We start from the raw sequence: 26,397 nt of genomic DNA on the forward strand, positions 1-26,397 counted from the left end.
CCCCCGCCCGCGACCGGGTTGCGCCGGTTGCTGTACGTCAGCGCGGGGTTGGTGTGCGTGGGGCTCGCGTACTTGGGTGCGATCCTGCCGGGGCTCCCGACGACGCCGTGGGTGCTGCTCGCGAGTTACTGCTTTTCGCGCTCGTCGCAGCGCCTGAACCGCTGGCTGAAGCGGTCGCCGATCTTCGGCCGGTTACTGCGCGATTGGGAGGAGCACCGTGGAATCCGGCGCCCAGTAAAAGTGCTCGCGGTGTGCTTGGTGGTGACGGTGGTGAGTTTGAGTATCGCGTTCGGCCCGCTCCCGACCTGGGCGAAGGTCGTAATCGGCGGGCTGGCGGTGATCGGGATCAGCACCATTCTGTTCGTGGTGCCGACGATCCCGAGGGCGAAACGCGAAACGGGAGGCTCGCGCCCCCCGCTCGGTTGAAGCTACCGCCAGTCGATACTACCGAGAGTTACGGTCGACTGGCCTTCGCCCTTCTCCGAGATAATCGTTTTCGGGTTCTTCCCGTCCGGGTCGCAGACGATGAGGTGCGACTCGGTTTCTTTTTTGTCCAGTTCTTCCGGCTTGCCCTCGTGGGCTTGGCGCCAGATGTAGGCGATCTTCTTACCGTCCGGCGCCCAGCAGTAGGTCAGAACCATGCCATTGAGTGGGACGTCGTCTAGTTTCGTTGTCTTCCTCGTAGCAACATCGACGACGGACAGCCCGGCTTTCTCTTTTGGCACGATCAAGTTGAACAGCACCTGGGTGCCGTCGGGTGAGAGCCGGCCGAACACTGCCAATTGGTTCTCGTCGGTGAGCGCCTTGTGCTCGGTTCCGTCGCCGTTCATCAGGTACAGCCGCGACCGGAACTTTTCACCCCCGCTAACTTGTGTTGTGAGGAAGAATTTGCCGTCGCGCGACCAGTCCGTGAGTATGTGGTCGTGTGGTAACTTTAGTGTACTCTTTTCCTTCGTTTTCACGTTCACGATGATGTGAGTCGCTTCTGGCGATTTCTTATTGACGCTCCCGTCCACAAAGTCGCAACACACGATCTCGGTTCCGTCTGGGGACCATGCCATAAATCGGCCCTTGGTATCGAGGCTGGTGCCGGGTTCCTTTTCGTCCAGTCCGCGGATGTGAAGGGTTGCGGTCTGCCTCGTGTCGTCGTTAGGTGGGAGCGGATCGGAGATCATTACCGCGAATTGTTTTCCGTCCGGGGAGAGCATCGCGGCGCCGGTCGGGTGATAGAGGTCGGGGTTCTTGTACACCGGTTTGTCATTCTTCCCGTCCGGGTCCAAAAGGGTGAAGTTCCCGGTGCGGTAAACGAGCAGTTTGTTTGGTCCCTTCGGGAGTTGTTTGGCCGGAGCCGCGAATCGCGGGGCGAAGACGACTTTGGGTGGTTTCACTGCGGGCGGGTCGGTGGGCGCTGCCGGTGAATGAGTTGCGGCGAGTGCTACACTCAGCGCGCCAATCACGGTGAAGACGGCTAATGCGACGGGGATCATGGTTCTGTACGTCATGGCTCGGATCGCTCTTGAAGCGAGGGAAGAAATGGCGACCGACACCGTGCCGGTCCCATCGCTTCCCAAACGAGCCGCAGACGTTAGGACCATCCGGGGGACTTCACACGCGACCAGTTGCGGTCCGCCCAGCGCGACCGCGGCAACGATTCCGGGCGCGATCCCGCGCTTCGCCAAACGCTCGGCGAGCATCCTCCGGGCGGTGGTGAGCCGACTGGAGAGCGTGCCTTCTGGGATTCCGAACGCCGCCGCAACCGGTGCCCGCGGGCGCTCCTCCAGATCGCACGCGACTAGGAGATCGCGGTACTTTCCGGGGAGCTTCCGCAACTCGTCGTCGAGCACGCCTCGAAGTTCGGTCCCAGCGTCGGCGGAGCGGGCGACCGGTTCGAGTAATTCCGCCGTCGGGTACTCGCGTGCGGTTCGTCGTAACTCCGCCCGGCGTGCGTCTTTGGCTACCAAGCGTGCCACACCGTGTAGCCAACCCGCGACCGCACCCGGTGGTGAGATCGATGCGGCTCTGCGGGCTAGCACCAGAAACGTGGCCTGGAACGCATCTTCCGCGGTGTGCCAGTCGCGAACGATGCGCTGACACACACCGAACACCATCGGGCCGTGCCGGGTGACGAGGGTCGCGAATGCCGACCCGTCGCGCTCCGCGACGAACCGGCCGAGCAGCTCGGCGTCCGAGGCACCCGCGTTGCGGGTCGGTGCCAGGAGGCCCGAAACCCGTGCGGCTTGCGAAGTCATGTGTGAAAGTCCCCAGGGTGGCCGGCGTCCACCGGCTCAACTTTACTTGGTGGGGGCCACCCGGAACCATCAGTGAGTTGGGGAAAAATTTCGGAAAAGTGTTCCCTCCGGGACCAACCGGTGGTGGCGTGCTTGGTGAGGAAGTGGACCGGCGCGTCGCAGAAAAAACCGAACCCCGCCCATTTGGGCGGGGTTCGTGTCTTCTGATTTTTGGTTCCTGCCCCCTACCTCGGTCGCTACCGCCAGTCCCCGCCGGTGAGAGTGACGTGCCACTGGCCTTTGCCCTTTTCCGTGGCGATTGTTTTCGCGTTCTTGCCGTCCGGGTCGCACACGATGAGGTGCGATTCGGTTTCCTTGTTAATTACGTCTTCGATTTTCCCTTCGTGGATCTCGCGCCAAGAGTACGTGATCTTCTTTCCGTCCGGGGACCAGCCGTAGCCCTGTTGCACCTCGGCGTTGAGCGGCACCTCTTCGATCTTTGTTGTCTTACCGGTGGCGACATCCAGAAGAGTCAGTTCGCGCTTCGGCGCCCCGGGCTTGTCCTTCGGGGGGAACGTCATGGTGGTGAACAGTATTCGCTTCCCGTCGGGAGACAGCCTGCCGATGAGGGCGTTCGTCTTTTCGTCGGTGAGCGCCTTGTGCTCGGTCCCGTCGCGGTTCATCAGGCACAACCGGGCCGATGCGTCGTCTTTTTCACCGAAGTTGGTGGTGAGGAAGAACTTGCCGTCGCGCGACCAGTCAGTGATGATGTGGCCCTTTGGTAGCTTGAGAGCGTCCTTCGTCTTGGTTTTCACGTTGATGACGAAGTGTGTTGTCGCTGGTGCCCCGCCCGGCTCGTCCTTGAAATCGGTACACGCGATCTCGGACCCGTCCGGCGACCAAAAGAACATCTGGCACGAAACCCCGAGGTCGGTACCGGGTTCCTTCTCGTTCAGGTTGCGCACGTAGAGGCGGAGGGGAGGTTTCTCGCCGGGTAGTGGGTCGTTCGGGATCTGTAGCGGGATCAGCGCCGCGATCATCTTTCCGTCCGGGGAGAGTGCCGCGCTGTGGATTTGCTTGCTGGTCTCGTTGCCGAGCTCCTTTTCGTTCTTGCCGTCTGGATCGATGAGCGAGAGCCGGCCGTTGCGGGCGAAAAGTAGTTTGTTCGGTCCCTTCGGGAGCTGTTTGGGCGCGACCTTTGGCGGCACGGGCTCCGCGGATCGTAGCGCAGCGCCGATCGTCGGCTTCGCGGCAGGTGGTTGAGGAACCGTGGGCGGGTCGTGACTCGCGGCGAACGCGACGCACGCCAGCGCTGTGAGAGCGATCACGCTGAGCGGAAGAACGGTTTTTAGTTTCTGTACGAACATGATGCGTAGCACCCCGGACGAGAGAGCGGCGACGGCCGCGGGAAGGACACGGTGGGACATCGCGCACGCCAGCGCCCGGGCCGTAAGGTCCGCCGGTACGCTGGCTCTCGTGTGAGACCCGAGGGCGAGGGATAATCCCCCCGCGCTCAGTGCGATGCCCCGACCGCGCAGTCGGGCGGCCAGTGCCTTGCGAGCAGCGGCCAACCGACTGGAGACCGTTCCCTCCGGCACGCCGAGGCGCTCGGATGCGTCCTTGCGCGAACACCCTTCCAGCTCGCACAGCACCACGGTCGCGCGGAGCGCGTCCGGGAGCCGGGCGATTTCCTCGTCCACGATGTCTGCGAGGTCGGCAGCCTCAGTGGGCACGGCTGCGCGAGCCGCCAGGTCGGGTAGCACTTCGACGGGCGCTTCGCGTCGGCGTCGACGATCGGCCACGGTGCGAGCCCTCAGTGCGGTTCGAGTCGCGACGCCGTGGAGCCAAGCCGCCAGCGCTGAAGCCGGGCGGACGCACCCGGCTTTCGCGGCCAGCACGACGAAGACCGCTTGGAACGCATCTTCGGCGAGGTGGTGGCTCCCGGTCACTCTCCGGCACACCGCGAACACCAGCGGGCCGTACCGCCGAACGAGTTCGGCGAACGCCCGCTCGTCGCGCGTGGCAACGAACTCGGCGAGCAGATCGCCGTCGGCCGCTACGCGCGCTTCGGGCACGAAGTGGCTGATCTGCTGGGCGAAACCGGAGAGCTTCGCGGTCGGCATCCCGAACACCCTTGGAACGCGGGAAGTAACGGTCTTGCCTCTGTAATCCACACGCCGGGGCCGGCGCGTCGGTACATTCCCAGGAATTATTCCCGGTTCGCGGTTCGCTGTCACCGTTCAATGCGCGAAGGCGCTGGAAAGGAAGAGTTTGGGTGGCGTGAAGTGGTCGAGGAGCAGCGGAAAGATGTCTAGGGAATTTGCGCTTCGAGGATCGGTATCGCAAGGCAGGGGCGATCTTCAAGAGCGCACGAGCCACGCTCGTGCGCCCACCAAACAACTTAACGTTCGAGTTCGTTACCAGTCGCTGCCCAGTGTCTCACCGCCGTTGCGGGTACACGCGGACCACCAAGTGGCCGCACTCACGCCGCTCGTAACACTGCGCACGCTCCCGTCGGCCAGACCGACCTGGATCAGCCCGGAGTGGGGTGACGACGCCTGCCCGCGGTCGCAAATGCCGCTGGTGGTGTTGTTCGAGGGGACGCCGAAGATGGTCGGCTTGGCGTCCAGGCCGACGTACCACCGGGTGCCGTCACCACTCACCCCGCCGCCGAAGACGGGGGACACGCGGTCGCCGGGGTAACTGTCCGTGTTGGGCGGGCTACCACTCCCGGTAAACGCACCGGAGTTGTAGATGCCCCGGAGCCACCACGACCCGCCGGCCGAGTTGTTGCCGTTCTTCGGGCCGACGAGGGTCGCGGGTGTCACGCCCGGGCAGTACGAGAGTTTCTCCGCGAACGCGATGGTGTTCGACGTCCCGTCGCTGATCCCAACGAGGGTCGTTTTCCCGTCCCAGTCGGCCGGGTTCACGCTGTTCGGGTTGAAGTTGGGGTTCCCGAACACCTGGAAGTTGGGCGCGTAGCTCGCGTCGCCCGGGGTCCAGTCGGTGGCGGCGTTGGTGCCGAGCGTGGCATCGGACGGGCACTGGTACGTTTTGATGCGGGTCTGGCGCAGGTACTGGGTACCGCCCTGGCCCGGGGTGTTCCACAACGGGATGACCCCGCCGCTACTCACCGGCGTGGCCGACTTGTACACGTTGTCCTGCTCGATGAACGGGAGCAAATGGAAATAGAACGGCGCGTAGTACGCGCCCCCGTACTGGAACGCGGCCATCGGTGGCAGACGCCCGTTCGAGTCGTGGGCGTTGTGCAGGGCCAGCGACGCCTGCTTGAGGTTGTTGCTGCACGACATGCGCGCGGCGGCCTCGCGCACCTTCTGCACGGCCGGGAGCAACAGCCCGATGAGGATCGCAATAATGGCGATCACCACCAGCAGCTCAATTAACGTGAACCCGCGGGGCCGAGCCCGCAGGCGAGAGGAGGAGAACATCTCGACACTCCTGACGGAAGATGAATGAAAACTGAGAAACGTAGCACGGGCGATATGACTTGGGCTAACTAACTCGAAGTAAACAGATATCTATCTCGGATGTCAACTGAGATGCAGGCAAATTTGAAAATGTTCTGGCGTATCGTTTGTGATTCAATGGGCATGCCGTGAAAGGTGAGGAATAGATGAGTAAAAATGAGGCATTTAATTAATATTGCTATTGTTAAAATAACAGTCAATCACAAATTGGACCGGTGTTGACCGGTTCACTTGACCGCCGGAATCATCGACCGATTGCTTTGGGCACCCTGGCGCGCCGGCGCGACGGTACGCCGTTTGCTTCACACTTCGGAGTTGGTTCCGGTCGTGAGGTGCAAAGATGGCTGGAAAGGGCGGATGGCTCGAGCGGGGGTCCGGGTACGCGACGAAATGGACAGGGAGTTCAGTCGCTTTCGGCCTCGCTGCGGGCACGATTCTCGTGTGGGCAGCCACCGGTCCGATCTTTCATTTCTCGGACACGTGGCAATTAGTCATTAATACTGGCACCACCATCGTCACCTTTCTGATGGTGTTTCTGATTCAGCGCGCGCAGAACAAGGACTCGCACGCGATCCACCTGAAATTGAACGAAATCGTCGCCGCGCTGCCTTGTACGAGTAACCGGTTGATTAGCGCCGAGGAGCTGTCCGAAGACGAGGTGAAGATCCTGAGCGAGCACTTCCACAAACTGGTGGAACTCGCGAAGCGGGACACCGACCTGAAGCAATCGCACTCAATTGAGGACGCGGAAGCGGACCACGCGCGGAAGCAGGGGGGCCGACCGAATGAAGGAACCGCCTGTGATTCGGGCAAAGGCGCCGGTGCAAAAGGAAGCAAGACCGGAAGTTAAACCGCCCGCAAGGGCCGGCTCATTTGAATGGTCAACCGGCGACGAAGTCCGCATGAACCGCGTCAATCGAACAGCGACCCTCCCGGCTTGTCTTCGGTCTTTGGCTTGGGCGCCAGTTTGCCCAGCGCGATGTAGGCACGCGGCATGGCGACGCGACCGCGTGGTGATCGCGTGATGTACTGCTCGCGGAGCAAATACGGCTCGATTTCGTCCGCGAGCGTATCGGACGCGAGGTTGATTGTTGCTGCGAGGGCCTCGACCCCGGTCGGTCCGCCGGCGTAGAGGTCGATGAGCGTTTCCAGATATTTACGGTCGTTCTTGTCCAACCCGTCTCGGTCCACTTCGGCCATGTCGAGTGCGGCCCTTGCGATCGGTTCGGTGATGGGGCCGTCGTGCATTGCCGCAGAATAACTGCGCGTCCAGTGTAACCGCGAGTTCGCAACGCGCGGCGTCCCGCGACTGCGGCGCGCGAGTTCGTGTGCGGCTTCTGGCGTAATGGGCGTGTTCAGCTTCACGGCGTTCACGCGGACGATCGTGGCCAGTTCCTCGACGCTGTAGAACTCCAGGTGCTCGTGCATCTTGAACCGGTCGCGCATCGGGCCGGAGAGCATCCCGCTCCGGGTGGTGGCGCCGATCAGGGTGAAGCGCTTCAGGTTCATCGAGATGGTTCGCGCGCTCATGCCCTCGCCGAGCACGATGTCGATGCGAAAGTCTTCCATCGCGGGGTAGATGAACTCTTCCACGATGCGCGGCATCCGGTGGATTTCGTCGATGAACAGCACCGACCCTTCATCAAGGTTGGTGAGGAACGGGAGCAGGTCCGCGGGCTTCGAGAGCGCCGGGCCGCTGGTCAACTGAATCGATGTGCCGAGTTCGTTCGGCAGCACTGTGGCGAACGTGGTTTTGCCGAGACCGGGCGGGCCATCGAACAGGATGTGCCCGAGCGGTTCGTTGAGCTTCTTGGACGCGCGGACCGCGATCTCCAGGCGCTCCGCGACCTTCCGCTGGCCGATCACTTCCTTCAGCAACTTCGGCCGCAGTGCCGCGTCGTGCTTTTGTGCTTCGTCTGCCGGAACTGTAGTGATTACTTTCTCGCGCGCCATTGGTCGGGTTCCTGTCGTTTGGTCGACCGCTCCCTTGCGGTCGCGGCTCGTTCCGTTCTTTTCAACGAGCCGCGACCGCAAGGGAGCGGCAGGCCGCTCTGCTATTTCTTTTCGCGCTTGAAGGTAAGGAGCATTAGCGGCGTCTTCGCCTTCGCCTCGAACGCGGTGGGCCGGTCGGGTTTCTCCGAGTTCAAGCACAGCACGACTGTGTCGTCTTTCAGTTCGTAAATGCCCGGTAACGCGCGCCCCTTGAACGGCCCTTTATCGCGCGTGCTGAGGTCGATCTGTTTTGGCTTCTTGGCCCCATCGACCTTGATTGTGCCTTTGTCCGAGTTTTCGCCGAAGTCGATGACGTACTTGTCATCAGTGATCGTCAGCTTCATCCCTTTGAAGTCGTCCTTGTGGTCGCGCCCGCCGAGCTTCGCGTCCTCAATGAGCCACGTTCCTTGGAGTGCCTTCAGATCGCCTTCCGGCTCCGCGGCAGACGCGCTGGGTGCCAGCAGCACAAGTAGGATTGAAGCAGTTCGTAGCATGGGTCACTCGCTCTTATCACCTGAAACCCGCACGCGGGCGTCATTGAGTAGTTTCAACCACAGCCGATCTTGGAGTTCTGCACCGAAGTATTGCTGGAGTGATGCGCACACATCCCAGAGGATTTGTGCTTCGGCCTCGTGTTCGATATTGAGTTTTTCCTTGTCGCGAAACCGCATCACGAATGCGAACAGGACGAGTGCTTCGGCTTTGGTCAGGTTGAGCGTGACTTCATTTTCAGCGTAACGGCTGTCGTTCGGATCGGGATACTTTGTGAGTTTGGCTTCCGTGATTGTGTCTTCGACAAAGAAGACTTGCGGGCACGGTTGACTCGGTTTGATTACGTTCACCAGCAGTTGACCCAAGCGCATGTCCGGCGATGCGTGCCAGACCTCGCGAAGTCGCTCAATAATTCTGTCGATGCGGTTCGGGTCGCGCATCATTTCACCCCTTCTGCGGCGTGAAAATGATCGCGAATGCGTCTTGCAGCGAGCGGAACGGCTTGCCGGACATCAGGAGGTCGTCGAGCTTCGCACGCGCTTCGATGGGGTTCAGCCCCAAACCCATCAGCGCGAGGTAGATGTCTTCAATGAGTTGGCCGTCGGCCGCGGTGACGAGCGGTTCCGTTGCGGGTGGTTCTGCTTCACTGGCTTTTTTGGACCCCTTACCCTTCTTCTCGACCACCGCATCCGGCGCAGCGGTTTCCGCGGCAGGAGTCGGCGAGTTTATCATCGCGAACTTGGTCACCTTTCGCTTCAGCGTGGTGACGATCTGTTCCGCGGTCGTTGGGCCGACGCCGGGGAGCGAGGAGAGCCACTTCGAGTCCTGGCGGCTGATCGCGTCGGCGATGGTTTTGATGGGGAACGCCATCGCCTTGAGCGCTTTCTTCACGCCGATCTTCTCGACCGTGCAGAACAGCTCGAAGAACTCCAGTTCCGCTTCGGTGATGAAGCCGATGCGCCGCGGAACGAACCGGCTCCCGACGGAGTTACCTTCCAGGTATTCCATGATGTGGAACGCGACTTCCTGACCGACGCGGAGCTGGATCTGCCGGCGCACCGCTTCGGACACCATTACCTGGTACTCGAACGCGCCGATTTGCAGCCGCACTTCGTCGTCGAGCACGCGCGTCAGCAGGCCCGTCATTTTGGTAATCATTGCGGGTCGTCCTTGGTCAGTGGCCCGTCGTCACTCGGCTCCAGGCATTCGGTTTCGTCATCGTCTTCACGATTGCCGAGCAGCGCCTGCATGTTCACGCCGGTGAAGGTCGCGCCGCGTGCGCCGCCCATCACGCCGCTGCCGGTCGCGAAGTAGTGACAGAGGGCGATGCCGAGTGCGTCGGCCACGTCGTGCGGTTCGGGCGGGCCGGCGAGTCCGAGTTCGCGCGCAACTGCGTACTGCATTTGCTCTTTGCTCGCGCGCCCGCTGCCGGTCACGAGCTTCTTCACTTTGGTGGATGCGTAGCTCGTTACGGGAATGTTCCGTTGGGCGCCCGCGAGGAAGTAAACCCCTCGGGCGTGTGCCATGAGGATCGCGGTGCGCGGGTGGTCGTAGTGGGCGTAAAGTTGTTCGACGGCCATCGCGGACGGCTTCCACTCTTCGAGCACCTCACACAAACCATCGTAAAGGGCCTTGACCCGCTGTGCCATGTCGGAAGTATCGCGCCCCGCGGCAGAACGGATAACACCGGCATCCACGACACGCGGACCGCGATCGGTCGCTTCGAGGACGCCATAGCCGGTCGTTTGCAAGCCCGGGTCGAGACCGAGGATGCGCCGAGGGCGGACCGGGGCGGAGGTGATCGGCGTGGTCATGGGAACGGCCTTAACGCGGAAGGATGCCCCGCAGATAGCCGAGAACGTGGTTTCTCGGAATGTCAGAGCGATCCTTTCCGCGCGCTCGCGTTATCCGACGCGCCACGTCGTACCGCCGGGGCGGTCTTCGAGGGTGATGCCGAGTTCGCCGAGCCGCTTGCGGATCAGGTCCGTCTGGTCGAACAGCGGCTTCTTCAGCGGGTTGTCCTTAGCAGCTTCCTTCGCGGACGCACGCAGGTTGTTCCGCAGATCGAGGAGCAGTTGCATGAGGCCAGAGACGAGGGCATCGTCTCCGCCAATTGTTTTCTTCGTGGGTACGGTCTCGAAGAGTCCCAGGATGTCACCCAAAGAACGCAATAGAGTGGCACCAGCGCGGAGTGAGTCCTTCAGGTGACCACCCGGGAGAGACTGACCGCCATCCAGTTTGTGTTCGTCGGTGAACTTGTTCAGTGCGCTGACTAACTCAAACAAGACGCCGACCGCTCCGCCCGTGTTGAAGTCATCATTGAGGTGTTCCAAAAAACGAGCATACAGTGGACCAACGGTTCCGCCGAAATTGGTTTCCTGATGGAGCTCCGTTTCATCGAAGTGCTTTACCGGAAGGGAATAGAAACTGTGACCTGTGATTCGCTCGAATCGCTCAAAGAATCGGTAGAAAGTTTGGAGCGACTCAGCAGTTTCCACTAACCCGTTCGGTATCGGCGTGTTGGGATTCTTCCAGTCCCAAATGCCCAAATCAATTGGTGTGCGGTAATGCGTCTTCAGCATGAAGAACCGCAGTACATCGCCAGCGACGTGCTTGAGTGCGTCGGCCACGTTCAACACGTTACCGAGCGATCCGGCCATCTTGGTTGGCTTGCCGTCCTTATCTCGTAATTGCAGCAGTCCGTTGTGCATCCAGAAGTGCGCGAAGGGCTTGTCGGTCCAGCTTTCGCTCTGGGCCAGTTCGTTCTCGTGGTGCGGGAACTGGAGGTCCAACCCGCCGCCGTGGATGTCGAGCGTTTCGCCGAGTTCTTTGATCGCCATGCAGGTGCATTCGATGTGCCACCCGGGGCGCCCGCGCCCGCACGTGAACGGGCTCTCGAACTGCACTTCCTTCGGCTCGCCGGGCTTTGATTTCCAGAGCGCGAAGTCGCCGGGGTTGCGCTTCTTGGGGTTCGGCTCGAGGCGCGCGCCCGCTTCCATCTGCTCCGGGTCGCGGTTCGAGAGCTTGCCGTAGTCGGTGTCCTTCGACACGTCGAAGTAAACGCCGTCGTCCACCTCGTAGGCGTAGTCCTTTTTGATGAGAGCCTGAATGACCTCGATCATCCCGCCGATGTGGTCGGTCGCTTTCGGGAAGTGATCGATGCCAGTGACGTTCAGCGATTTGAGGCAGGCGAAGTAGTCTTCCGTCATCTTCGCGGACAGTTCCGGTACCGTGGTGTTCAGTTCCTTCGCGCGGTTGATGAGCTTGTCGTCCACGTCCGTGATGTTGACGATCCACTTCACCTTGTAGTCGAGGTAGGTGAGGTAGCGCTTCACGGTGTCGAAGATGACCGGGCCGACCATGTGACCGATGTGGCTCGGCTTGTAGACCGTCGGCCCGCAGACGTACATCGTGACCGTGTCGCCCGGTTTCTTGTGGAACGGCTCCTTCTTGCGAGTGAGCGTCGAGTACACCTGGAGCGCCATAACCGGAAATCCCTTGTTGGGCGAACGGCCGGTGTAAGCCGACTGGTGGGCCGGCGCACACAATCCGCTCGTCGTTCGTGTTGCAACGCGACCGCGATTTAATCCGCGCGGACGTGTTGATCGCTGTGGCTGTAGGGTTTGCGTCCCGTTTCGGCCACGAGTCTCTCACCAGCCGGCTTACACCGGCCGTTCGCCAAGACGCTCAATTAAAACGACCGCATGGCAGCCGATGGCTTCACCGCGGCCAATGTGTCCGACCTTTTCGCCGGTCTTGGCTTTCACGTTCACGCAGTCCGCGCCGATGCCGAGCAGGTGCGCGAGGTTGTTCTTGATTGCGGCCTTCACGGGGCCGAGTTTCGGTTCCTGCGCGAAGACGGTCACGTCCAAATTGACCGGTTTCCAGCCCATTTGGTTCAGGCGCGACAGTGTTTCGGTGAGGAAGAGGCGCGAGTCCGCCCCCTTCCACTTCGGATCGGTGTCGGGGTAGGCGTCGCCGATGTCGCCGAGGGCCGCGGCTCCGAGGAGGGCGTCGGTGACCGCGTGCAGCACCGCGTCCGCGTCGGAGTGGCCGACGAGACCTTTTGTGTGTGGGATGAGAACCCCGCCGAGAATGAGCGTGTGGCCTTCCGCCAACCGGTGGGTGTCGTGGCCGCTGCCGACGCGAACAGTCACCTTGTGAAACTCCCGCAGGCTAGTGAGTTGCGGGAATTGTACCTACGTGCCACCCGGTGCGACAACGCCAATAGAAATGACGCGGTTACGACGTGAAATACGTGAAAAGCGACATCATCAGGGACGCGACGACCATCATCCACGCGAGCACGAGGAGTTTGGTGTCGCGGCGCTGGCGCGCCCGGAGGCGATCGACGGCCCGTTCCAGTTCCGCGAGCCGGGCCACGATGATGGCCGATTCTTCGGACTGTTCGCGGACGCTGGCGGTGAGCTGGTCGAGCTGCGCTTCGAGCCGAATGATTTCGGCCCGGAGTTGGCGAATGACGGAGTCCGTTTTTTCGGAGCTGTCGAAGTCGTCGCGGTCGTTCTCGTATTCGTCGTTGAACCGGCTCATGGGGTAGGCTCCGGGGCGCTAGCCGCCGATGGCGTGCATGGTGCGATCGGGTTTCACGAAGGTCGCAGCATTGATCTCGTGGCCTTCCCATTTGGCCCACACGCTCTGCTTGAGCGCGTCTCTGATCGCCTGTTCGTTAATAGATGGCGAGCGGAGCAATCCTTTCACATCGGTTTCGTCGAGTGCGAACAGGCAGTTTCGGAGCTTCCCGTCGGCCGTGAGGCGGATGCGGTTACACGACCGGCAGAACGGCCGCGATATGGACGCGATCACCCCCACGGTCCCGCTCCCGTCGCGGTACGCGTAATCGAGTGCGGGCGCGGACGGGTCGGTGTTCGCGGGAACCAGTTCGCCGACTTCGTTACCGATCAGTTCCAGGATTTCGGACGCGAAGAAGACCTTCTCGCGCTCCCACGAATCGGCCCCGATCGGCATGTATTCGATGAAGCGCAGTTCAAATCCGTTCTCTTTGCAATACCGTGCGAGCGGCACCACATCGTGTTCCGCGAACCCGCGTATTGCAACTGCATTTACTTTAATTGGAGCGAAACCCACACGTTTGGCAGCACCCAAACCCGCGAGCACCTTTTCGACGCCGGCGCGCCGGGTGAGTACACGGAAGCGGTCGGGGTCGAGAGTATCGAGGGACACGTTCAGGCGCCGGAGACCGGCGTCGAACAGTAGGGAGGCTTGTTCTGCAAGAAGAATGCCGTTCGTGGTGACGCCAATGTCCGCGATGCCCGGTACGTCCGCGATCATTCGCACGAGCTTATACAGATCCCTTCGCATCAGCGGTTCGCCGCCGGTGAGCCGCACTTTGTCCACGCCGAGGCCCGCGGCCACGCGAACGAATGCTGTGATTTCCTCGAACGTGAGCAGCTCACCGCGATCGAGGAACGTCACGTCCTCGGGCATGCAGTAGGTGCAGCGCAGATTACAGCGGTCCGTGACGGAAATGCGCAGGTTGTTGTGAACGCGGCCAAAGGAATCTATGAGCGCAGAACCCGGAACGCGGATCTCAGAGGGAAGAACCGAGGCCCGATCAGAAGCCAGTCGTAATGGGTGTCGCGCGCTCACGCCTTCGTTCCGTGTTCTTTAGCTGTTCCACACTTTGATGGCGGGTTCGGCGAGGTTGTGGTGGTTGAAACTCAGGACGCTCAGCGTTGCGGTGCTGAGCAACATTGACGTCGCGAGTGTGACCGGTTGCCCGATCCACCGGGCCGCAATGACGCGGAGAATGTGACCGTGTGCGAAACAGATCACGTTGCCGGTCAGCCCCTTCAACTTGGTCACTAAGCGGTCCACGCGGGCGATCACTTCCTCGGGCGACTCGCCGCCCGGGGCACCGTCACGAAACAGGTTCCAGCCCGGTTTACTGGTGGCAATCTCCGCGCTTTTGAGGCCCTCGAAGTCGCCGTAATGCCATTCGAGCAAATCCGGGTCCACGACGGGCGAAAACCCCGCGAGTTCCGCAGTTCGACGCGCACGCGACAGCGGACTCGTGAACAGGTACTCGAACTGCAGCCCAGTGAGCCGTTCGCCGAGTTTTCGGGCCGAGTCTTCGCCCACCACGGTGAGCGGGAGGTCCGTGCGTCCGGTGTGTTGCCCGGACTTCGACCACTCGGTTTCGCCGTGGCGCGCGAGGTACACAGTCGGTAGGGCGCTCATGTTGCTCCGGGTTTCGCGGATTGGTGGACCCACTCTCCGGTTCCGTCCGGCGCGTTCTCCTTCTTCCAAATTGGCACGAGTTCTTTCAGCGTATCGATGACGTAGCGGCACGCCTCGAACGCTTCGGCGCGGTGCGGACAACTGACCGCGACCGCGACACTCACTTCACCGACCTCGAGCCGACCGAGCCGGTGGGCGATCGCGATCTCGCCGACCGACCAGCGCCGGCGGGTTTCGGCCTCGATTTCCGCAAGCTTCTTTTCCGCCATCGGCGCGTAGGCTTCGTACTCGAGGAACACCGTAACCTGTTGGCCGGTCAAGTCGCGCACGGTGCCGAGGAACAGCACGACCGCCCCACAATGCGGTGACCGGGCCATTTCGAGGAGGTTCGCGTGGTCGATGGCGTCGTGCGTGAGCCGGAACATTCCGTCAGTATACCGCTTAACCGCCGCTAACGGGTGGAATCACAGCGACTTCGTCGGTGGACTGAAGGGGTCGGTCGTTCTCCGCGGAATCGTGGTTTACCGCGATCGTGGAACGCAACAGCAATGTGCGCGCGAGCGGGAACTGTTTGGCGATCTCGCGTCGCAAATCGCCCACGGTTGCGCCGTCGGGGAGTTCGACTTCGGCCGTATCGGAACCGCTCAGGTCGCGCATCGCGGCGAAGAGTTTCACGGTGAAGTTCATGTCAGTCGCTCACGAGGTCGCCGAGTGGATTGTGGAATCGCGGTTCGAGTTCCGGGAGCAGGCCGTAGGCATACGCGAGGTACTGCACCGGGTGGAGCGTGCGCTTCCCGCTGCCCTGTTCCATCTGCATTCGGCACGCGCTGCACTCGGTCGAACCGAACAGCACTCGTGGGCGATTGAGTTCTGCGAGCATTCCGGCACCGGCGGCGAGCGACGTTGCGTAGTTGTCCGACTTCAGGCCCCACGTCCCCGCCATCCCGGAACAGCCGGCGTCAATTGTATGCACGCGCAAACCGGGTATGAGTTGGAGCAACGTGGGCGCGGGTGCGAGACCTCGCAGTGCCTTCATGTGGCAGGGGATGTGGTGCCCGAGCGTCACTTCGAGCTTGTGGAAATCGGTGCGGAGTCGCCCCGCGGTGTGCAGCTCATTGAGGTACGCGGTGAGTTCGACCGTGTTCGCGGCCACGGCTGCGGTGTCGGGGTCCGGGAGGATGTCGAGGTAGTCCTGTGTCAGCATGAGGGCGGAAGTCGGCTCCAGACACACGATGCGATAGCCCTCGCGCGTGAGGTCCGCGAACACCCGCACGTTGCGGAGCGCGGACTCGCGAGCGGCGTCGAGATCGCCCTTTGCGAACGGCGCGATCCCGCTGCCGACTTGTCGCGGCGGAACGAACACTTCGATCCCGTGGTGCTGCAACACCGCGACCGCGGCCATTCCGATGAGCGGGTCGTTGTACGCTGCGAACACGTCCACGAAGAGCGCGACGCGGGCCGAGGGGTGCGGCAGTAAGGGGAGGTCGCGGCTCTCGGTTCGTGGTTTTCTGCGCGTCAGGCCCAGTCCGCGTGCGCGCCGGAAGAACGTGCGGATCGAGAACGCGGGCAGCCTGCGCTGGCGCGAGATGCCGACGAACTTCTCCATGAGCCAGCGCACGGAGCGCCGACCGAGCATCGCGTTCACAATGGGTGCGAAGTTGCTCCCGACAGACGCTAGCCCTTCGGCGCGGGCCAGAATCCAGTCGCCGCGCTCTAAACCGTGTTCCGCGAACCGTTGGGCCTTCGCTTCGAGCATGAGTTTGGGAACGTTCACTTTCGCGTTGCAATCATCGCGGCACATCTTGCAGTTCACGCACAGCTCAGCAACCGCTCGCATCTCTTCCGGGGTTGCGATTGTCGGATCGGCCAAAACGCGGAGCATGTTCGCCATTGCCCGCGGGGTGGCGGCTTCATTTCCGGTGGCACGGAATGACGGGCACATCCGTTCTGGTGCCGTGCGCGTGCGACAGTCGCCGCACCCGTTGCACCGCTTCACTTCTGCTTCCGGGGAGGATGACGACCACACGAGTAGAGGTGTGGGTGACAAAGGTTCGGTGGCCTGCTTGGGGAGAGAGGCTTTGGGCTCTGTGTCGTGGTTCTTTCCCTCTTTTTCGTGCCCGTTGGTCTTGGGTTCCTCGCTTTTGACGACGGGGCGCAGGGGCCACGCTTCGCGGCTCGGATCGGGGCCGATGATCTTGCCCGGGTTCAAAATCCCCTTCGGGTCGAAGATGCGCTTCAACTCTCGGAACACCGGAACGATTGGCCCGTACTGTCGTTCGACCCACGGCGTGCGGGCGATGCCGGTGCCGTGTTGGGTGCTGACGGTCCCGTGCAGTGCGAGCGCCAGGCCGTGAATCGCTTCGGCCAGCGGCCACAGTTTCGCGCGGTCGGTGGGTTCGTTGAGATCGAGGAGCGGGCGCGTGTGAACCTGGCCCGTAAGCGCGTGAACCAGAAACGTACCGCTGGTCTCGAACTGTTTGAGGATGTCCTGCACTTTGGTGAGGAATTCGGGGAGCGAGTCGGCCGGTACCCCAACGTCTTCGACGAACGCGACCGGGCACTGGCCGTTTTGTGCGTACAAGCCCGATACCGCTGCACTGCGAATACCGCGAACGTGTGCGATTCCCTCCGGGTCGCAGGTTGGTTCGGCGAGCACACGCAGAATGTGCTCTCTCTGGAGCGATTCGATCGACCCCCAGGCCCGTTCGGTCGCTTCGCGTTCGGTGTCGGCCTCGAACGCCACCATGAGTGCTGCGCCCACAGCGGGAATGCCCGCGCTGCGCGTCAGTGAGAGCAGTCGCCGGTCGAGCAAATCGCACGCGACCGGCCCGTATCGCCGCAGTGCTAGTCCGGCGCGAACGGCCGCATCGAGTGTGGGGAAGCCGATGAGTGCGAGACACGTTCCCCCGGCGAGCGGAATCGTTCGCAGCGTAGCTTTAGTTGTGACCGCGAGCGTGCCTTCGGACCCGACCAGCAACTTCGCGAGATCAACGCTGTTTGCATTCAACACGCCGTGAAGCTGGTACGCGCACCGGTCGAAGGGCGTCCGCGTGCGCGTGATCGCGATGCGCTCGGCGTTGAGGGTAAGCAGTTTGGTGACTTCTCGGGTGATCGCGTTGTGGCGAACTGTTCTTGGCCCCTCTCCGTTTAGGGGAGGGGTTGGGGAGGGGTTGTCTGAAGAACCTAACCCCTCAACCCCCTTCCCTAAAAAGGAAGGGGGAGGAAACCCCGTGTGCGCCTGCTCCCCCGGGGGCGGGGGGGTAGGTTGCTCCCCAACCCAATTCATCTCTCCGTTGTCCCACACCACCTCCAACCCCGCGACGTAATCGCGCGTGTAGCCGTGGTGGAAGGAGTTCCCGCCGGAAGCGTTTGTGGCGATCATCCCGCCGATGGTGCAAGTCGCAGCGCTAGCCGGGTTCGGGGCGAATCGGCGCCCGATCTTCGCAAGTTCCGCGTTGAGTTCGTTCAGCACGACACCGGGTTGCACCGTGACCGTGTCGGAACCGACCGCGAGCACGCGCCGGAAGTGAACGCTCAGGTCGAGCACAATACCGGGATTGAGTGATTCCCCGGCGAGCCCGGTACCCGCGCCGCGTGCGGTGATGGGGATCGCGTGCTCGTGGCAGTATCGCACGAGGACCGCGACGCTTTCGGCGTCCTCGGGTACGGCGACCGCGTGGGGTTCGATCTGGAACGGGCTGGCGTCGGTGGCGAACAGTCCGCGTGTGAGCCGGTCGAAGTGTAACCGCCCGCGGAACAGTCCGCGGAGGTCGTCGGTGATTTGCTTTTCGTCGAGCACAGTGTTCGAGATCCGGTATTCGGGATTCAGGCGTTCAGAATACAAGCAGGTGCGCGCTGATTCTTCCTGAATCTCGAATGCTGACTCCCGAATCCTGTTACCGCCCGAAAACCAGCGCCATCATCTCCGCGCGCGTGGCCGGGTTGTCGAGGAAGCCGCCGCGCATGGAACTGGTGATGGTCATCGCCCCCGGTTTGCGCACGCCGCGAATGGTCATGCACGAGTGGCTCGCTTCGATCACCACGCCTACCCCGCGGGCCTTCAGGTGCGTCACGATGAGGTCGGCGATTTCCTCCGTCATGCGCTCCTGCACTTGTGGGCGCTTGGCGACGGCATCGACAACGCGAGCGAGCTTCGAGAGGCCGACGATTTGGCCGTTCGGCAGGTACGCGATGTGGGCCTTCCCGAGGAACGGGAGCAGGTGGTGCTCGCAGCACGAGGAGAACTCGATGTCCTTCACCAGCACCATTTCGTCGTGCTTCTGTGTGAACGTCTTCTGAAGGTAGATCGCTGGATCAGTGCGCAGTCCCGCGAAGATTTCCGCGTACATCCGGGCGACGCGGTCGGGCGTCTCGAGCAGCCCCTCGCGGTCCGGGTCTTCGCCCACCGCGACGAGGATCTCGCGCACCGCGCGCCGCAGCCGGTCGTGATCGATGGTCAGTGGGGGAATGTGGTTCGGCGGGCGCGGCGCTTCGTCGGCTTCGCAGGGAACGGCGCTGTGGGTGGTCTTACTCAACTGTGGCTCCGGGGAGAGCGAATCCTGAGCGTTCTTTTGGGGTATTGTACGCAGGTTCGGAAATCTGGGGTTGCGCGGCCGGACACGATTTCCCGTTACCGAGTGCGATATAATACCGCATCACAGCTCGGCCGTTTTTCCTCTCTCAATGCCGGCACAAGGGGTTCGCCAATGGCTCTGACCGCGCAACAAATCGACGAGCAACGCAAAGAGGTCGAGGAACTCATCGCGGGGCCGGACGTCGGCTTCGCGAAGGCTCTGTTCTTCGGCAAGTTCAAGGGCGAACTCCTTTACCCGTACCCCACGCTCCCCGCCGACAAACAGGCCGCTGCGGATGAGATGGCCGCGAAGGTGAGAAGGTACGCGGACGCGCACATCGACCACATGAAGATCGACCGCGAGGCCCGCATCCCGGACAGCGTGGTTCAGGGGCTGGCCGACATCGGCATGTACAAGCTCACGATCCCGCCCGAGTACGGCGGACTCGGCTTCGGTCAGCAGCAGTACCTCAAGACGATGGAGATCCTCGGCGGGCACGATGCGAGCGTCGCGGTGTTCGTGAACGCGCACCACAGCATCGGTGTTCGGGCGCTGTGTCTGTTCGGGAGCAAGGAACAGCAAGCGAGGTGGCTGCCAGGGCTGTACGACGGCTCGAAACTCTGCGCCTTCGCGCTCACGGAACCGGAAGCCGGGTCGGACGCGGGGAACGTTCAGACGGTTGCTACGCCTACTGAAGATGGTTCGGGCTACATCCTCAACGGGACGAAGCACTACATCACGAACGGCGGCATCGCGCACATCCTCACGGTGATGGCGCGCACCCCGGACCCGTCGAACCCGAAGGGGAAAGTGACGGCGTTCCTCGTGACTCCCGACATGCCGGGGTTCGAGGTAATCGAGGCGCGTGCGGAGAAGTGCGGGATTCGGGGAACCGCGACGGGCAAGATGCAGTTCACCAATATGCGCGTACCCAAGGAGAACATCCTCGGACAGATCGGGCGCGGGCTCCAGGCCGCGCTCACGGTGCTCAACTACGGTCGGGTGACGTTCGGCGCGACGTGTACCGGTCACGCGAAGGCGTGCATCAAGGCGATGACCGAGCACGCCAAGAAGCGCGTGCAGTTCCAGCAGCCGCTCAGTGAGTTCCACCTCGTTCAGAAGAAGATCGCATTCGCCGCAGCGCACTGTTTCGCGATGGAGGCCGCGACCGCAGAGTGTGCCGCGTTCATCGATCGCGGCGCGCCGGACTACATGCTCGAAACGGCCATCCTGAAGGTGTTCGCGACGGAGCACCTGTGGACGATTGTGAACGACACGCTTCAGGTGTACGGTGGGAAGGGGTACTTCTGCGACCAGCCGATCGAACGCTGGATGCGTGACGCCCGCATCAACACCATCGGTGAGGGTGCGAACGACGTTTTGAAGGCGTTCATTGCGGTCGTTGGGTGCCGTGGCCCGGGGATGTATCTGAAGAGCCTGCAAGACGACATGCTCGGCGGGCGGTGGAGCCTGCGCAAGCTCGGTCAATCGCTGGGCGTGGTCGGGAAACTCGCCGCTCCGTGGCTGACGACCAGCGCGCCGACGGTGCCCGTTCAGTCGAGCGAGTTGAGCGAAGATGCGTACACGCTCGCGCGCTTTGTTCGCGAGTTCGGGCTGAAGCTCCCGCACGTGTTCATGTCATTGAAAGACGAAGCCACCTTTGCACAGGCGGAACTCGTTCACGAGCGCATCGCGGACATTGCCATTGATCTGTACGTGAGTTCGTGTGTAATAGCACGGCTCGACCACTTGCTCGCGGGCAAGGGCGGGAACGGCAAATCTACTGGCGCTGACCCCTACGCAGATACCGTGGCGGGCAAATACTTCCTGAAGCTCGCGTTCCGCCGCATCCGTGAGCGCTTCGCAGCTCTCGATGACAACGACGATGCTTCGCTGCTCGAAAGTGCGAAGAGTACGATCGCGAAGTTCTGAGACCGGGGCACGTTATGAAGGAAAGGTGCGTTCGTCTTGTTGGCGAGCGGCAGAGCCGCGGTGTGGCATTGTACTGAATCATGACAGGGTACCGCCCGCTCTTAGAAATTTTTTGCTGGCGATAATCATCAGGTCAGTTTAGGATCGTGTAAGTAGCAAGTAGAAGCCGAGGTGGTTTCTACACCAAATCCTCTTTTCTTTAGTCGTTTCGTTTCTGACCCGGCTGTTCCCGCGAGGTGTTCCCGCGGCTATTTTTCTTCTCTCCCATCTCCCAATGGTGTTTTATGCGTTCGCGTAGGGGATTTACGTTAATCGAGTTGCTGGTCGTAATTGCCATCATTGCCATCCTGATCGGTCTGCTCCTCCCCGCGGTCCAGAAGGTACGCGAGGCCGCGTCCCGGATGAAGTGCCAGAACAACCTCAAGCAGCTCGGTCTGGCGCTGCACAACTTCCACGACTCCAACGGGAAGTTCCCGTCGGCCGCCGTACTTACGGTGGCCAAACCGGTGCCGTCCTCGAATGCTCCGGCCAACCACCACACGTGGCTGACGTACTTGCTGCCGTTCGTGGAACAGGACAACCTGTTCAAGCAAACGAACATCAACGCCGCCGCCTGGGGGCAAGGGATCGTCGGAAGCGATGTGTCGCTCTTGCGTTGTCCGTCGGACGCTGGTTATGGCAAAGCTGACGAAACGTGGGGCATCGCCGTTACTAACTACTCGGGTAGCGAAGGGTATCACTGGTGGCCGACCGCGGTTTTCAACCCGGGCACGGGTACGACGGGCGACTACTCGGGGCTGTTCGCGATCACCCGGACGTTCAAGTTTGCTGACGTCACCGACGGTACATCGAACGTCGTGGCCATCGCGGAAACCACGAGCTACGGCTTCAAGAACGGTCCGTTCAACGCTCAGGGCGGCGGCCTGATTCGCGCTCGCGGTGGCGAAGCGGTGTTCCGCTCGGCGTTTGTCTGGACCAGCATCTACGGGCAATCGACTCAGGCCCCGTACATGAAGCCGGACGGTTCTGGGCCGATGGTGCCCGAGCAGTCGGGCGGCCAGTGGTTCCGTGCCGGTCCGCACAGCTTCACACCGACTTATCTGACCGCGTGGGGCATTAACTGTGAGTGGCCGGGCGCGAGTTCGATGCACGGGAGTTCGGTCAATGTGGCTCGTGCGGACGGTTCGGTCGGCAATATCAGCACGAGCATGTCGTGGCCGATTTGGGTCGCGGTGAACGGTGTCGGTGACGGCTCTGTCGTTTCCAACTGATGTTCGTGCCAGTCTCTTCGCCCGAAGAGGTGAGTGACTTGGCTTGCAGGGCCGCGGACCGGGATTCACCTCCCGCGGACCTGCGGCCCATTCCATCGACACATGTTGAACTCTCTTTCGGGTCCGCTGCCAATTTTTCGGAGCGGACCCGTTCCATCGAATCGAGGCCAAACTCCGATGAAGAAGTTCTTTTCTCTCCTTGTTGCCGGTGCGTTCTTGGTGGCTGCCGGGTGCGAGGACAAGAAGTTCCCAAGCGGCGCCGTTGACACGTCCGACCCTAATAAGACGTTCGGAACGATGACTCCTCTGCAGAAAAGCTCGGACAACCCCACGGGTCTCAAAGGTATGCCGAAAGGTGGAAAAGGTCCGTGATTCTGTGGATTGCTGGGTTTACTAGAATTGAAATGAAGCACCGACCCGGGTGCTGGTGCCAGAACGTTCTGGCACCAGCACCCGGGTCGGTGCTTTAGTCGAGCGCGCCGGGCCACTTCCCGCGGTTGCCGCATTTACCCGTCTGCGGTAGCCTCAATACATCTGCTAAATTCCCGCCCCGGAGCATTTCCTCATGTTTCGCTATTTGGTCGCGCTGCCACCGCTTGCCGCAGTCGCGCTACTTTTCATAATTTCGCCCAACGGCGCACCCACCGTGGGCGCCCAACCCGCGAAAGAGAAGTCCGGGGACGCGGACGCGCTCGCTCAGGTGCAAACCGTCGAGAAGGGCTTGAAGGTCGATGTGTGGGCCGCGGCCCCGCTGATGATGAACCCCGTGAGCTTCTGTTTCGACGAGAAGGGGCGCGTGTTCGTTGCCGAGACGACGCGGTTCGAGCACGGTGTTCCCGACACGCGCGGGCACATGAACTGGCTCGACGAAGACCTCGCGAACCGCAGTATCAATGACTTGCTCGCGATGTACCAGAAGCACAACTTCAAGGGTTACGAGAAGTACGAGGACCAGGTGCGGGTCGTGTGGGACAGCACCGGGAGCGGTAAGGCGGACAAGAGCGAGGTGTTCTCGGGCGGCTACAACCGCCCGCAGGACGGACTCGCCGCGGGCGTGCTGGCTCGCAAGGGGCAAGTGTACTTCACCTGCATCCCCGACCTGTACGTTCTGAAGGACACGAAAGGCACGAATAAGGCCGACGAGAAGAAGTCACTGTTCACGGGATTCGGGCCGACGGTGCAGTTCCTCGGTCACGACCTGCACGGCCTCCGTATGGGGCCGGACGGCAAACTGTACTTCAGCGTCGGCGACCGCGGGTTCATGGTGACCACCAAGGAAGGAAAGAAGCTCGAGTACCCGAATACCGGCGCGGTGCTGCGATGTGATCCGGACGGGAAGAACCTCGAAGTCGTTCACTCCGGGTTGCGGAACCCGCAGGAGATCGCGTTCGACGATTTGGGCAACCTCTTCACCTTTGACAACAACTGCGACAGCGGCGACCGCGCGCGGTGGGTTCACATCGTTGAAGGCGGCGACAGCGGGTGGCGCGGGGGCTTCCAGTACAGCACGGGCTACCACACACCGGCAGTTCCCCAGGGTAACCGCGGCGCGTGGAACACCGAGAAGTTGTGGGAACCGCAGCACGAGGGTCAACCGGCGTGGATCGTTCCGCCCCTCGCGAACTTTGGCAACGGCCCCGCGGGGATCACGCACTACCCCGGCATCGGGCTGAACGACAAGTACAAGGATCACTTCTTCGCGTGCGACTTCACCTCGAGTGCCGGTAACAGTGTGATCTGGTCGCTGGCCGTGAAGCCGAAGGGCGCGAGCTTCGAGATCACCAAGCCCGAGCCGTTCGTGCGCGGAATGGTGCCGACCGACTGCGAGTTCGGGCCGGACGGCGCGTTCTACTGGTCCGACTGGGTCGGCGGGTGGGCGCCGCAGAACCGCGGGCGCATCTTCCGCGTTACCGATCCCGTTGCGATGCAGAACCCGCAGGTCGCGGAGGCGCAGAAGCTACTTGCAGAGGGCTTCGAGAAGAAGACCATCGCGGAGCTGGCAAAGCTGTTGGAGTTCCCGCACCAACTGGTTCGGCAGGAGGCGCAGTTTGAGTTGTCTTCACGGAAGGCGGAAGATGCGACGAAAGCGTTCGCCGCTGTGCTGAAGGACTCGAAGAACCAACTCGCTCGGCTGCACGCGGTGTGGGGGCTGGGGATGATGGCTCGGAAGACCGAGTCTGCTTGGAGGTCGTTGCTCGCTCTTGTGACGGACGAAAATACTGAGGTGAAGCGTGCGGCAATTGAGCAACTGGGCCGGGTAGTAATAGGCCCTGACGAACCCTCAAAAATGCTTCGGAGACTGCCCGAATCAGGGGTTTTGATAGAGCCTGTAAAGCACTTAGATGGCATTCAATCAGCGATACTGAAAGCTCTTACCGACCCGGATGATCGCGTGAAGGCTGCCGCCGCAGTCGCGTTTGGCAAGAGTGCTGCTCCGGTATTAGCCTTGCCGGTCTACCCCGCGTCGGAGATGGCACGGTTTGCTCCGCTCTTTGATTTGCTCAAGGCCAACAACAACAAAGATCCGTACCTCCGGCACGCGGCCGTAATGGGGTTAGTTCACGCTGCTTTTAATCCCGCGGATCTGGTGAATGCATTGAAGGTTGCGAAGGAGCTAGTGAAAGATAAGTACGACGTGCCCGCGGTGCGCCTGGGTGTTGTACTCGCGCTGCGGAAGCACAAGAGCGACAAGATCGCTGAGTTCCTCGCGGACGCTGACGTCGGGATCGTCACCGAAGCGGCGCGGGCGATCTACGACGAGCGCATTGGGAGCAATGAGGCGCTCGCGAAGTTCGCGGACAAGGTCGGCCAGCCGGACGCGATCGCCTTCCGCGCGCTGGCAGCGAACTACTGCCTGGGCACTCCCGAAGGCGCGGCCCGGGTCGCGGCTTTTGCCGCACGTCAGAGCGAACCCGATTACACCCGTGCGTTCGCGCTCAAACTCCTCGGTGACTGGACGAAGCCGCCGCGTCGCGACCCGATCACCGGGCTGACACTCGACATCGCTCCGCGCGACGTGAACATTGCTGCGACTGCGCTCAGGCAGGCGGGTATTGGCATCTTCGCCGGTTCAGATACCGTTCGTAAGGACGCCGCACAGGTGGCCGCGAAGCTGAACCTCAAGGAGTTCGGCCCCGCGATGGCGGCACTCGTGAAGGATGCGAAGAACCCGGTCGGCACCCGAGTGGAAGCGCTGTTCGCGGTAGAGGCTCTCAAGGACGCGGGCACGAAGGAACTCGCCGCGTTCGCGCTCTCGAGCGACGAGCCGCGGCTCCGTGCCGCTGGCCGAACCGTGCAGGCGCATCTCGATCCGGGCGCCGTTCTGAGCGCCCTGCCCGCGTTGCTCAAGGACGAGAAGACATCGCTTGTTGAGAAGCAGGGCGCTTTCGCGATTCTCGCGATTCAGAAGGCTTCTGAGGAAACGGACAAGCTGCTGGGTGAGTGGCTCGACCAAGTGAACGGCGGCAAGGTTCCGGCCGCGCTCGTGCTCGATGTACTCGACGCCGCGGAGCAGCGGGCCAACACATCGAAGCTGAAGCTGTTCGTGCAACTCAAGCCGAAGGTCGAGAAGTACCGCGCGGCCCAAAACAAGATCGCGACCGAACCGAACGGTAATAAGCTCGCCGCTCACCTCGAATCGCTTGAAGGCGGCGATTTGGAGAAGGGCCGTAACATCTTCCTGAACAACTCCGCAGTGTATTGCCAGCGGTGCCACCGCCTCGATGGTCAGGGGGGCGATGTCGGCCCCGCACTGAACGGGGTCGCGGCCGACAAGGAGAAGGACCGGCGCTACCTGCTCGAAGCGATCGTGTTGCCGAACGCGAAGATCGCGAAGGGGTACGAAACCGCGGTGCTGACGTTGGCCGATGACCGCGTCGTGACCGGGATCATCAAGAGCGAGGACAAGAAGCAGGTGAAGCTCGTCACCGCGGAAGCGAAGGAATTGACGATTCCCGCGGAAGACATTGTCGCCCGGCGAACCGGGCCGAGTGCGATGCCGGACGACTTACACAAGAAAATGTCGCGTCGCGAACTGCGAGACTTGGTCGAGTTTCTGTCGAGCTTGAAGGAACCACTGAAGAAGTAAATCGGCGTCATCCGTTTGACGAACGGCCGGTGTGAACTGGTTGGCGAACGGCCGGTGTGAGCCGGCCGGTGAACCTCCACATCCTATTGTGTGGGAGGTTCACCGGCCGGCTCA

The 26,397-nt window shown here is 62.0% G+C and carries 23 protein-coding genes; 6 read left to right on the forward strand and 17 right to left on the reverse strand.

Annotated features, from left to right (window positions below):
• Positions 1 to 18 precede the first annotated feature (18 nt).
• Entirely contained in the window at positions 19 to 426 is a 408-nt protein-coding gene (locus tag J8F10_RS26250) for a YbaN family protein (RefSeq protein ID WP_246523596.1), read from the forward strand.
• A gap of 2 nt (positions 427 to 428) precedes the next feature.
• On the opposite strand, the gene J8F10_RS26255 is transcribed toward J8F10_RS26250, so the two are convergent.
• The 3 genes from J8F10_RS26255 to J8F10_RS26265 all read right to left on the reverse strand — a co-directional run bounded on the left by J8F10_RS26255 (position 429) and on the right by J8F10_RS26265 (position 5,677).
• Positions 429 to 2,249 carry a sigma-70 family RNA polymerase sigma factor gene (locus J8F10_RS26255; RefSeq protein ID WP_210659055.1) on the reverse strand — a complete coding sequence of 607 codons (1,821 nt, stop codon included), beginning with the start codon at positions 2,247 to 2,249 and terminating at the stop codon, positions 429 to 431.
• Between the two features lie 236 nt (positions 2,250 to 2,485).
• A complete protein-coding gene (locus J8F10_RS26260; protein WP_210659057.1) occupies positions 2,486 to 4,351 on the reverse strand; it encodes an RNA polymerase sigma factor in 1,866 nt (621 codons plus the stop codon).
• Positions 4,352 to 4,645: 294 nt separating this feature from the next.
• Complete coding sequence (locus J8F10_RS26265) at positions 4,646 to 5,677, reverse strand: DUF1559 family PulG-like putative transporter (protein ID WP_210662161.1); 1,032 nt, start codon at positions 5,675 to 5,677, stop codon at positions 4,646 to 4,648.
• A gap of 379 nt (positions 5,678 to 6,056) precedes the next feature.
• On the opposite strand from J8F10_RS26265, the gene J8F10_RS26270 reads away from it, so the two are divergent.
• Positions 6,057 to 6,566, forward strand: coding sequence for a low affinity iron permease family protein (locus J8F10_RS26270; protein ID WP_210659060.1), 510 nt, complete (start codon positions 6,057 to 6,059; stop codon positions 6,564 to 6,566).
• Between the two features lie 62 nt (positions 6,567 to 6,628).
• Here J8F10_RS26270 and ruvB read toward each other — a convergent pair whose 3' ends face one another.
• The 14 genes from ruvB to folE all read right to left on the reverse strand — a co-directional run bounded on the left by ruvB (position 6,629) and on the right by folE (position 18,888).
• Positions 6,629 to 7,669 carry a Holliday junction branch migration DNA helicase RuvB gene (ruvB, locus tag J8F10_RS26275; protein WP_210659062.1) on the reverse strand — a complete coding sequence of 347 codons (1,041 nt, stop codon included), beginning with the start codon at positions 7,667 to 7,669 and terminating at the stop codon, positions 6,629 to 6,631.
• Between the two features lie 101 nt (positions 7,670 to 7,770).
• Positions 7,771 to 8,202 (reverse strand): TIGR03067 domain-containing protein, encoded by a 432-nt coding sequence (locus J8F10_RS26280; protein ID WP_210659064.1) that lies wholly within the window; start codon positions 8,200 to 8,202, stop codon positions 7,771 to 7,773.
• Positions 8,203 to 8,205: 3 nt separating this feature from the next.
• The gene (locus J8F10_RS26285) at positions 8,206 to 8,643 is read right to left on the reverse strand and encodes a hypothetical protein (protein ID WP_210659067.1); all 438 of its coding nucleotides are present in this window, start codon (positions 8,641 to 8,643) and stop codon (positions 8,206 to 8,208) included.
• A gap of 1 nt (position 8,644) precedes the next feature.
• On the reverse strand, positions 8,645 to 9,358 hold the full coding sequence (ruvA, locus tag J8F10_RS26290; RefSeq protein WP_210659069.1) for a Holliday junction branch migration protein RuvA: 714 nt from the start codon (positions 9,356 to 9,358) through the stop codon (positions 8,645 to 8,647).
• On the reverse strand, positions 9,355 to 10,014 hold the full coding sequence (ruvC, locus tag J8F10_RS26295; RefSeq protein ID WP_210659071.1) for a crossover junction endodeoxyribonuclease RuvC: 660 nt from the start codon (positions 10,012 to 10,014) through the stop codon (positions 9,355 to 9,357). Before ruvC ends, ruvA begins: the two co-directional genes overlap by 4 nt.
• 90 nt (positions 10,015 to 10,104) lie before the next feature.
• Complete coding sequence (gene cysS, locus J8F10_RS26300) at positions 10,105 to 11,685, reverse strand: cysteine--tRNA ligase (protein WP_210659074.1); 1,581 nt, start codon at positions 11,683 to 11,685, stop codon at positions 10,105 to 10,107.
• Between the two features lie 177 nt (positions 11,686 to 11,862).
• Positions 11,863 to 12,357, reverse strand: coding sequence for a 2-C-methyl-D-erythritol 2,4-cyclodiphosphate synthase (gene ispF, locus J8F10_RS26305; RefSeq protein WP_210659076.1), 495 nt, complete (start codon positions 12,355 to 12,357; stop codon positions 11,863 to 11,865).
• Positions 12,358 to 12,442: 85 nt separating this feature from the next.
• Positions 12,443 to 12,751: a hypothetical protein gene (locus tag J8F10_RS26310; RefSeq protein ID WP_210659078.1), complete on the reverse strand. Its 309-nt coding sequence runs from the start codon at positions 12,749 to 12,751 to the stop codon at positions 12,443 to 12,445.
• Positions 12,752 to 12,769: 18 nt separating this feature from the next.
• Positions 12,770 to 13,768: a GTP 3',8-cyclase MoaA gene (gene moaA / locus J8F10_RS26315; RefSeq protein ID WP_210662163.1), complete on the reverse strand. Its 999-nt coding sequence runs from the start codon at positions 13,766 to 13,768 to the stop codon at positions 12,770 to 12,772.
• Positions 13,769 to 13,846: 78 nt separating this feature from the next.
• Positions 13,847 to 14,419 carry a histidine phosphatase family protein gene (locus J8F10_RS26320; RefSeq protein ID WP_210659080.1) on the reverse strand — a complete coding sequence of 191 codons (573 nt, stop codon included), beginning with the start codon at positions 14,417 to 14,419 and terminating at the stop codon, positions 13,847 to 13,849.
• On the reverse strand, positions 14,416 to 14,844 hold the full coding sequence (locus J8F10_RS26325; RefSeq protein ID WP_210659082.1) for a molybdenum cofactor biosynthesis protein MoaE: 429 nt from the start codon (positions 14,842 to 14,844) through the stop codon (positions 14,416 to 14,418). The genes J8F10_RS26320 and J8F10_RS26325 overlap by 4 nt, the downstream gene beginning before the upstream one ends.
• Before the next feature lie 16 nt (positions 14,845 to 14,860).
• Positions 14,861 to 15,106: a molybdopterin converting factor subunit 1 gene (gene moaD, locus J8F10_RS26330; protein ID WP_210659084.1), complete on the reverse strand. Its 246-nt coding sequence runs from the start codon at positions 15,104 to 15,106 to the stop codon at positions 14,861 to 14,863.
• A gap of 1 nt (position 15,107) precedes the next feature.
• Positions 15,108 to 18,218 carry an FAD-binding and (Fe-S)-binding domain-containing protein gene (locus J8F10_RS26335; RefSeq protein WP_210659086.1) on the reverse strand — a complete coding sequence of 1,037 codons (3,111 nt, stop codon included), beginning with the start codon at positions 18,216 to 18,218 and terminating at the stop codon, positions 15,108 to 15,110.
• 97 nt (positions 18,219 to 18,315) lie between these two features.
• Complete coding sequence (gene folE / locus J8F10_RS26340) at positions 18,316 to 18,888, reverse strand: GTP cyclohydrolase I FolE (RefSeq protein WP_390891154.1); 573 nt, start codon at positions 18,886 to 18,888, stop codon at positions 18,316 to 18,318.
• 237 nt (positions 18,889 to 19,125) lie between these two features.
• Between folE and J8F10_RS26345 the strand changes: the two genes are divergently transcribed.
• The 4 genes from J8F10_RS26345 (at position 19,126) to J8F10_RS26360 (ending at position 26,283) form a co-directional block, all read left to right on the forward strand.
• Positions 19,126 to 20,925: an acyl-CoA dehydrogenase family protein gene (locus tag J8F10_RS26345; protein WP_210659088.1), complete on the forward strand. Its 1,800-nt coding sequence runs from the start codon at positions 19,126 to 19,128 to the stop codon at positions 20,923 to 20,925.
• A 284-nt stretch (positions 20,926 to 21,209) separates the two neighbouring features.
• On the forward strand, positions 21,210 to 22,196 hold the full coding sequence (locus tag J8F10_RS26350; protein ID WP_210659091.1) for a DUF1559 domain-containing protein: 987 nt from the start codon (positions 21,210 to 21,212) through the stop codon (positions 22,194 to 22,196).
• A 177-nt stretch (positions 22,197 to 22,373) separates the two neighbouring features.
• Positions 22,374 to 22,568, forward strand: a complete 195-nt coding sequence (locus J8F10_RS26355) for a hypothetical protein (RefSeq protein ID WP_210659093.1) — start codon at positions 22,374 to 22,376, stop codon at positions 22,566 to 22,568.
• 193 nt (positions 22,569 to 22,761) lie between these two features.
• The gene (locus J8F10_RS26360) at positions 22,762 to 26,283 is read left to right on the forward strand and encodes a PVC-type heme-binding CxxCH protein (protein WP_210659094.1); all 3,522 of its coding nucleotides are present in this window, start codon (positions 22,762 to 22,764) and stop codon (positions 26,281 to 26,283) included.
• Positions 26,284 to 26,397 lie beyond the last annotated feature (114 nt).

Source organism: Gemmata palustris (genome assembly GCF_017939745.1).
GTDB classification, from domain to species: Bacteria; Planctomycetota; Planctomycetia; order Gemmatales; family Gemmataceae; genus Gemmata; species Gemmata palustris.

Coding starts and splice junctions, on each gene's coding strand:
- J8F10_RS26350 (WP_210659091.1), top strand. CDS start 21,210: ATGCGTTCGCGTAGGGGATTTACGTTAATCGAGTTGCTGGTCGTAATT.
- J8F10_RS26280 (WP_210659064.1), bottom strand. CDS start 8,202: ATGCTACGAACTGCTTCAATCCTACTTGTGCTGCTGGCACCCAGCGCG.
- ruvB (WP_210659062.1), bottom strand. CDS start 7,669: ATGGCGCGCGAGAAAGTAATCACTACAGTTCCGGCAGACGAAGCACAA.
- cysS (WP_210659074.1), bottom strand. CDS start 11,685: ATGGCGCTCCAGGTGTACTCGACGCTCACTCGCAAGAAGGAGCCGTTC.
- J8F10_RS26360 (WP_210659094.1), top strand. CDS start 22,762: ATGTTTCGCTATTTGGTCGCGCTGCCACCGCTTGCCGCAGTCGCGCTA.
- J8F10_RS26265 (WP_210662161.1), bottom strand. CDS start 5,677: ATGTTCTCCTCCTCTCGCCTGCGGGCTCGGCCCCGCGGGTTCACGTTA.
- J8F10_RS26325 (WP_210659082.1), bottom strand. CDS start 14,844: ATGTTCCGGCTCACGCACGACGCCATCGACCACGCGAACCTCCTCGAA.
- J8F10_RS26310 (WP_210659078.1), bottom strand. CDS start 12,751: ATGAGCCGGTTCAACGACGAATACGAGAACGACCGCGACGACTTCGAC.
- J8F10_RS26345 (WP_210659088.1), top strand. CDS start 19,126: ATGGCTCTGACCGCGCAACAAATCGACGAGCAACGCAAAGAGGTCGAG.
- ruvC (WP_210659071.1), bottom strand. CDS start 10,014: ATGACCACGCCGATCACCTCCGCCCCGGTCCGCCCTCGGCGCATCCTC.
- J8F10_RS26270 (WP_210659060.1), top strand. CDS start 6,057: ATGGCTGGAAAGGGCGGATGGCTCGAGCGGGGGTCCGGGTACGCGACG.
- J8F10_RS26355 (WP_210659093.1), top strand. CDS start 22,374: ATGAAGAAGTTCTTTTCTCTCCTTGTTGCCGGTGCGTTCTTGGTGGCT.
- moaD (WP_210659084.1), bottom strand. CDS start 15,106: ATGAACTTCACCGTGAAACTCTTCGCCGCGATGCGCGACCTGAGCGGT.
- J8F10_RS26260 (WP_210659057.1), bottom strand. CDS start 4,351: ATGCCGACCGCGAAGCTCTCCGGTTTCGCCCAGCAGATCAGCCACTTC.
- J8F10_RS26320 (WP_210659080.1), bottom strand. CDS start 14,419: ATGAGCGCCCTACCGACTGTGTACCTCGCGCGCCACGGCGAAACCGAG.
- J8F10_RS26255 (WP_210659055.1), bottom strand. CDS start 2,249: ATGACTTCGCAAGCCGCACGGGTTTCGGGCCTCCTGGCACCGACCCGC.
- ruvA (WP_210659069.1), bottom strand. CDS start 9,358: ATGATTACCAAAATGACGGGCCTGCTGACGCGCGTGCTCGACGACGAA.
- J8F10_RS26285 (WP_210659067.1), bottom strand. CDS start 8,643: ATGATGCGCGACCCGAACCGCATCGACAGAATTATTGAGCGACTTCGC.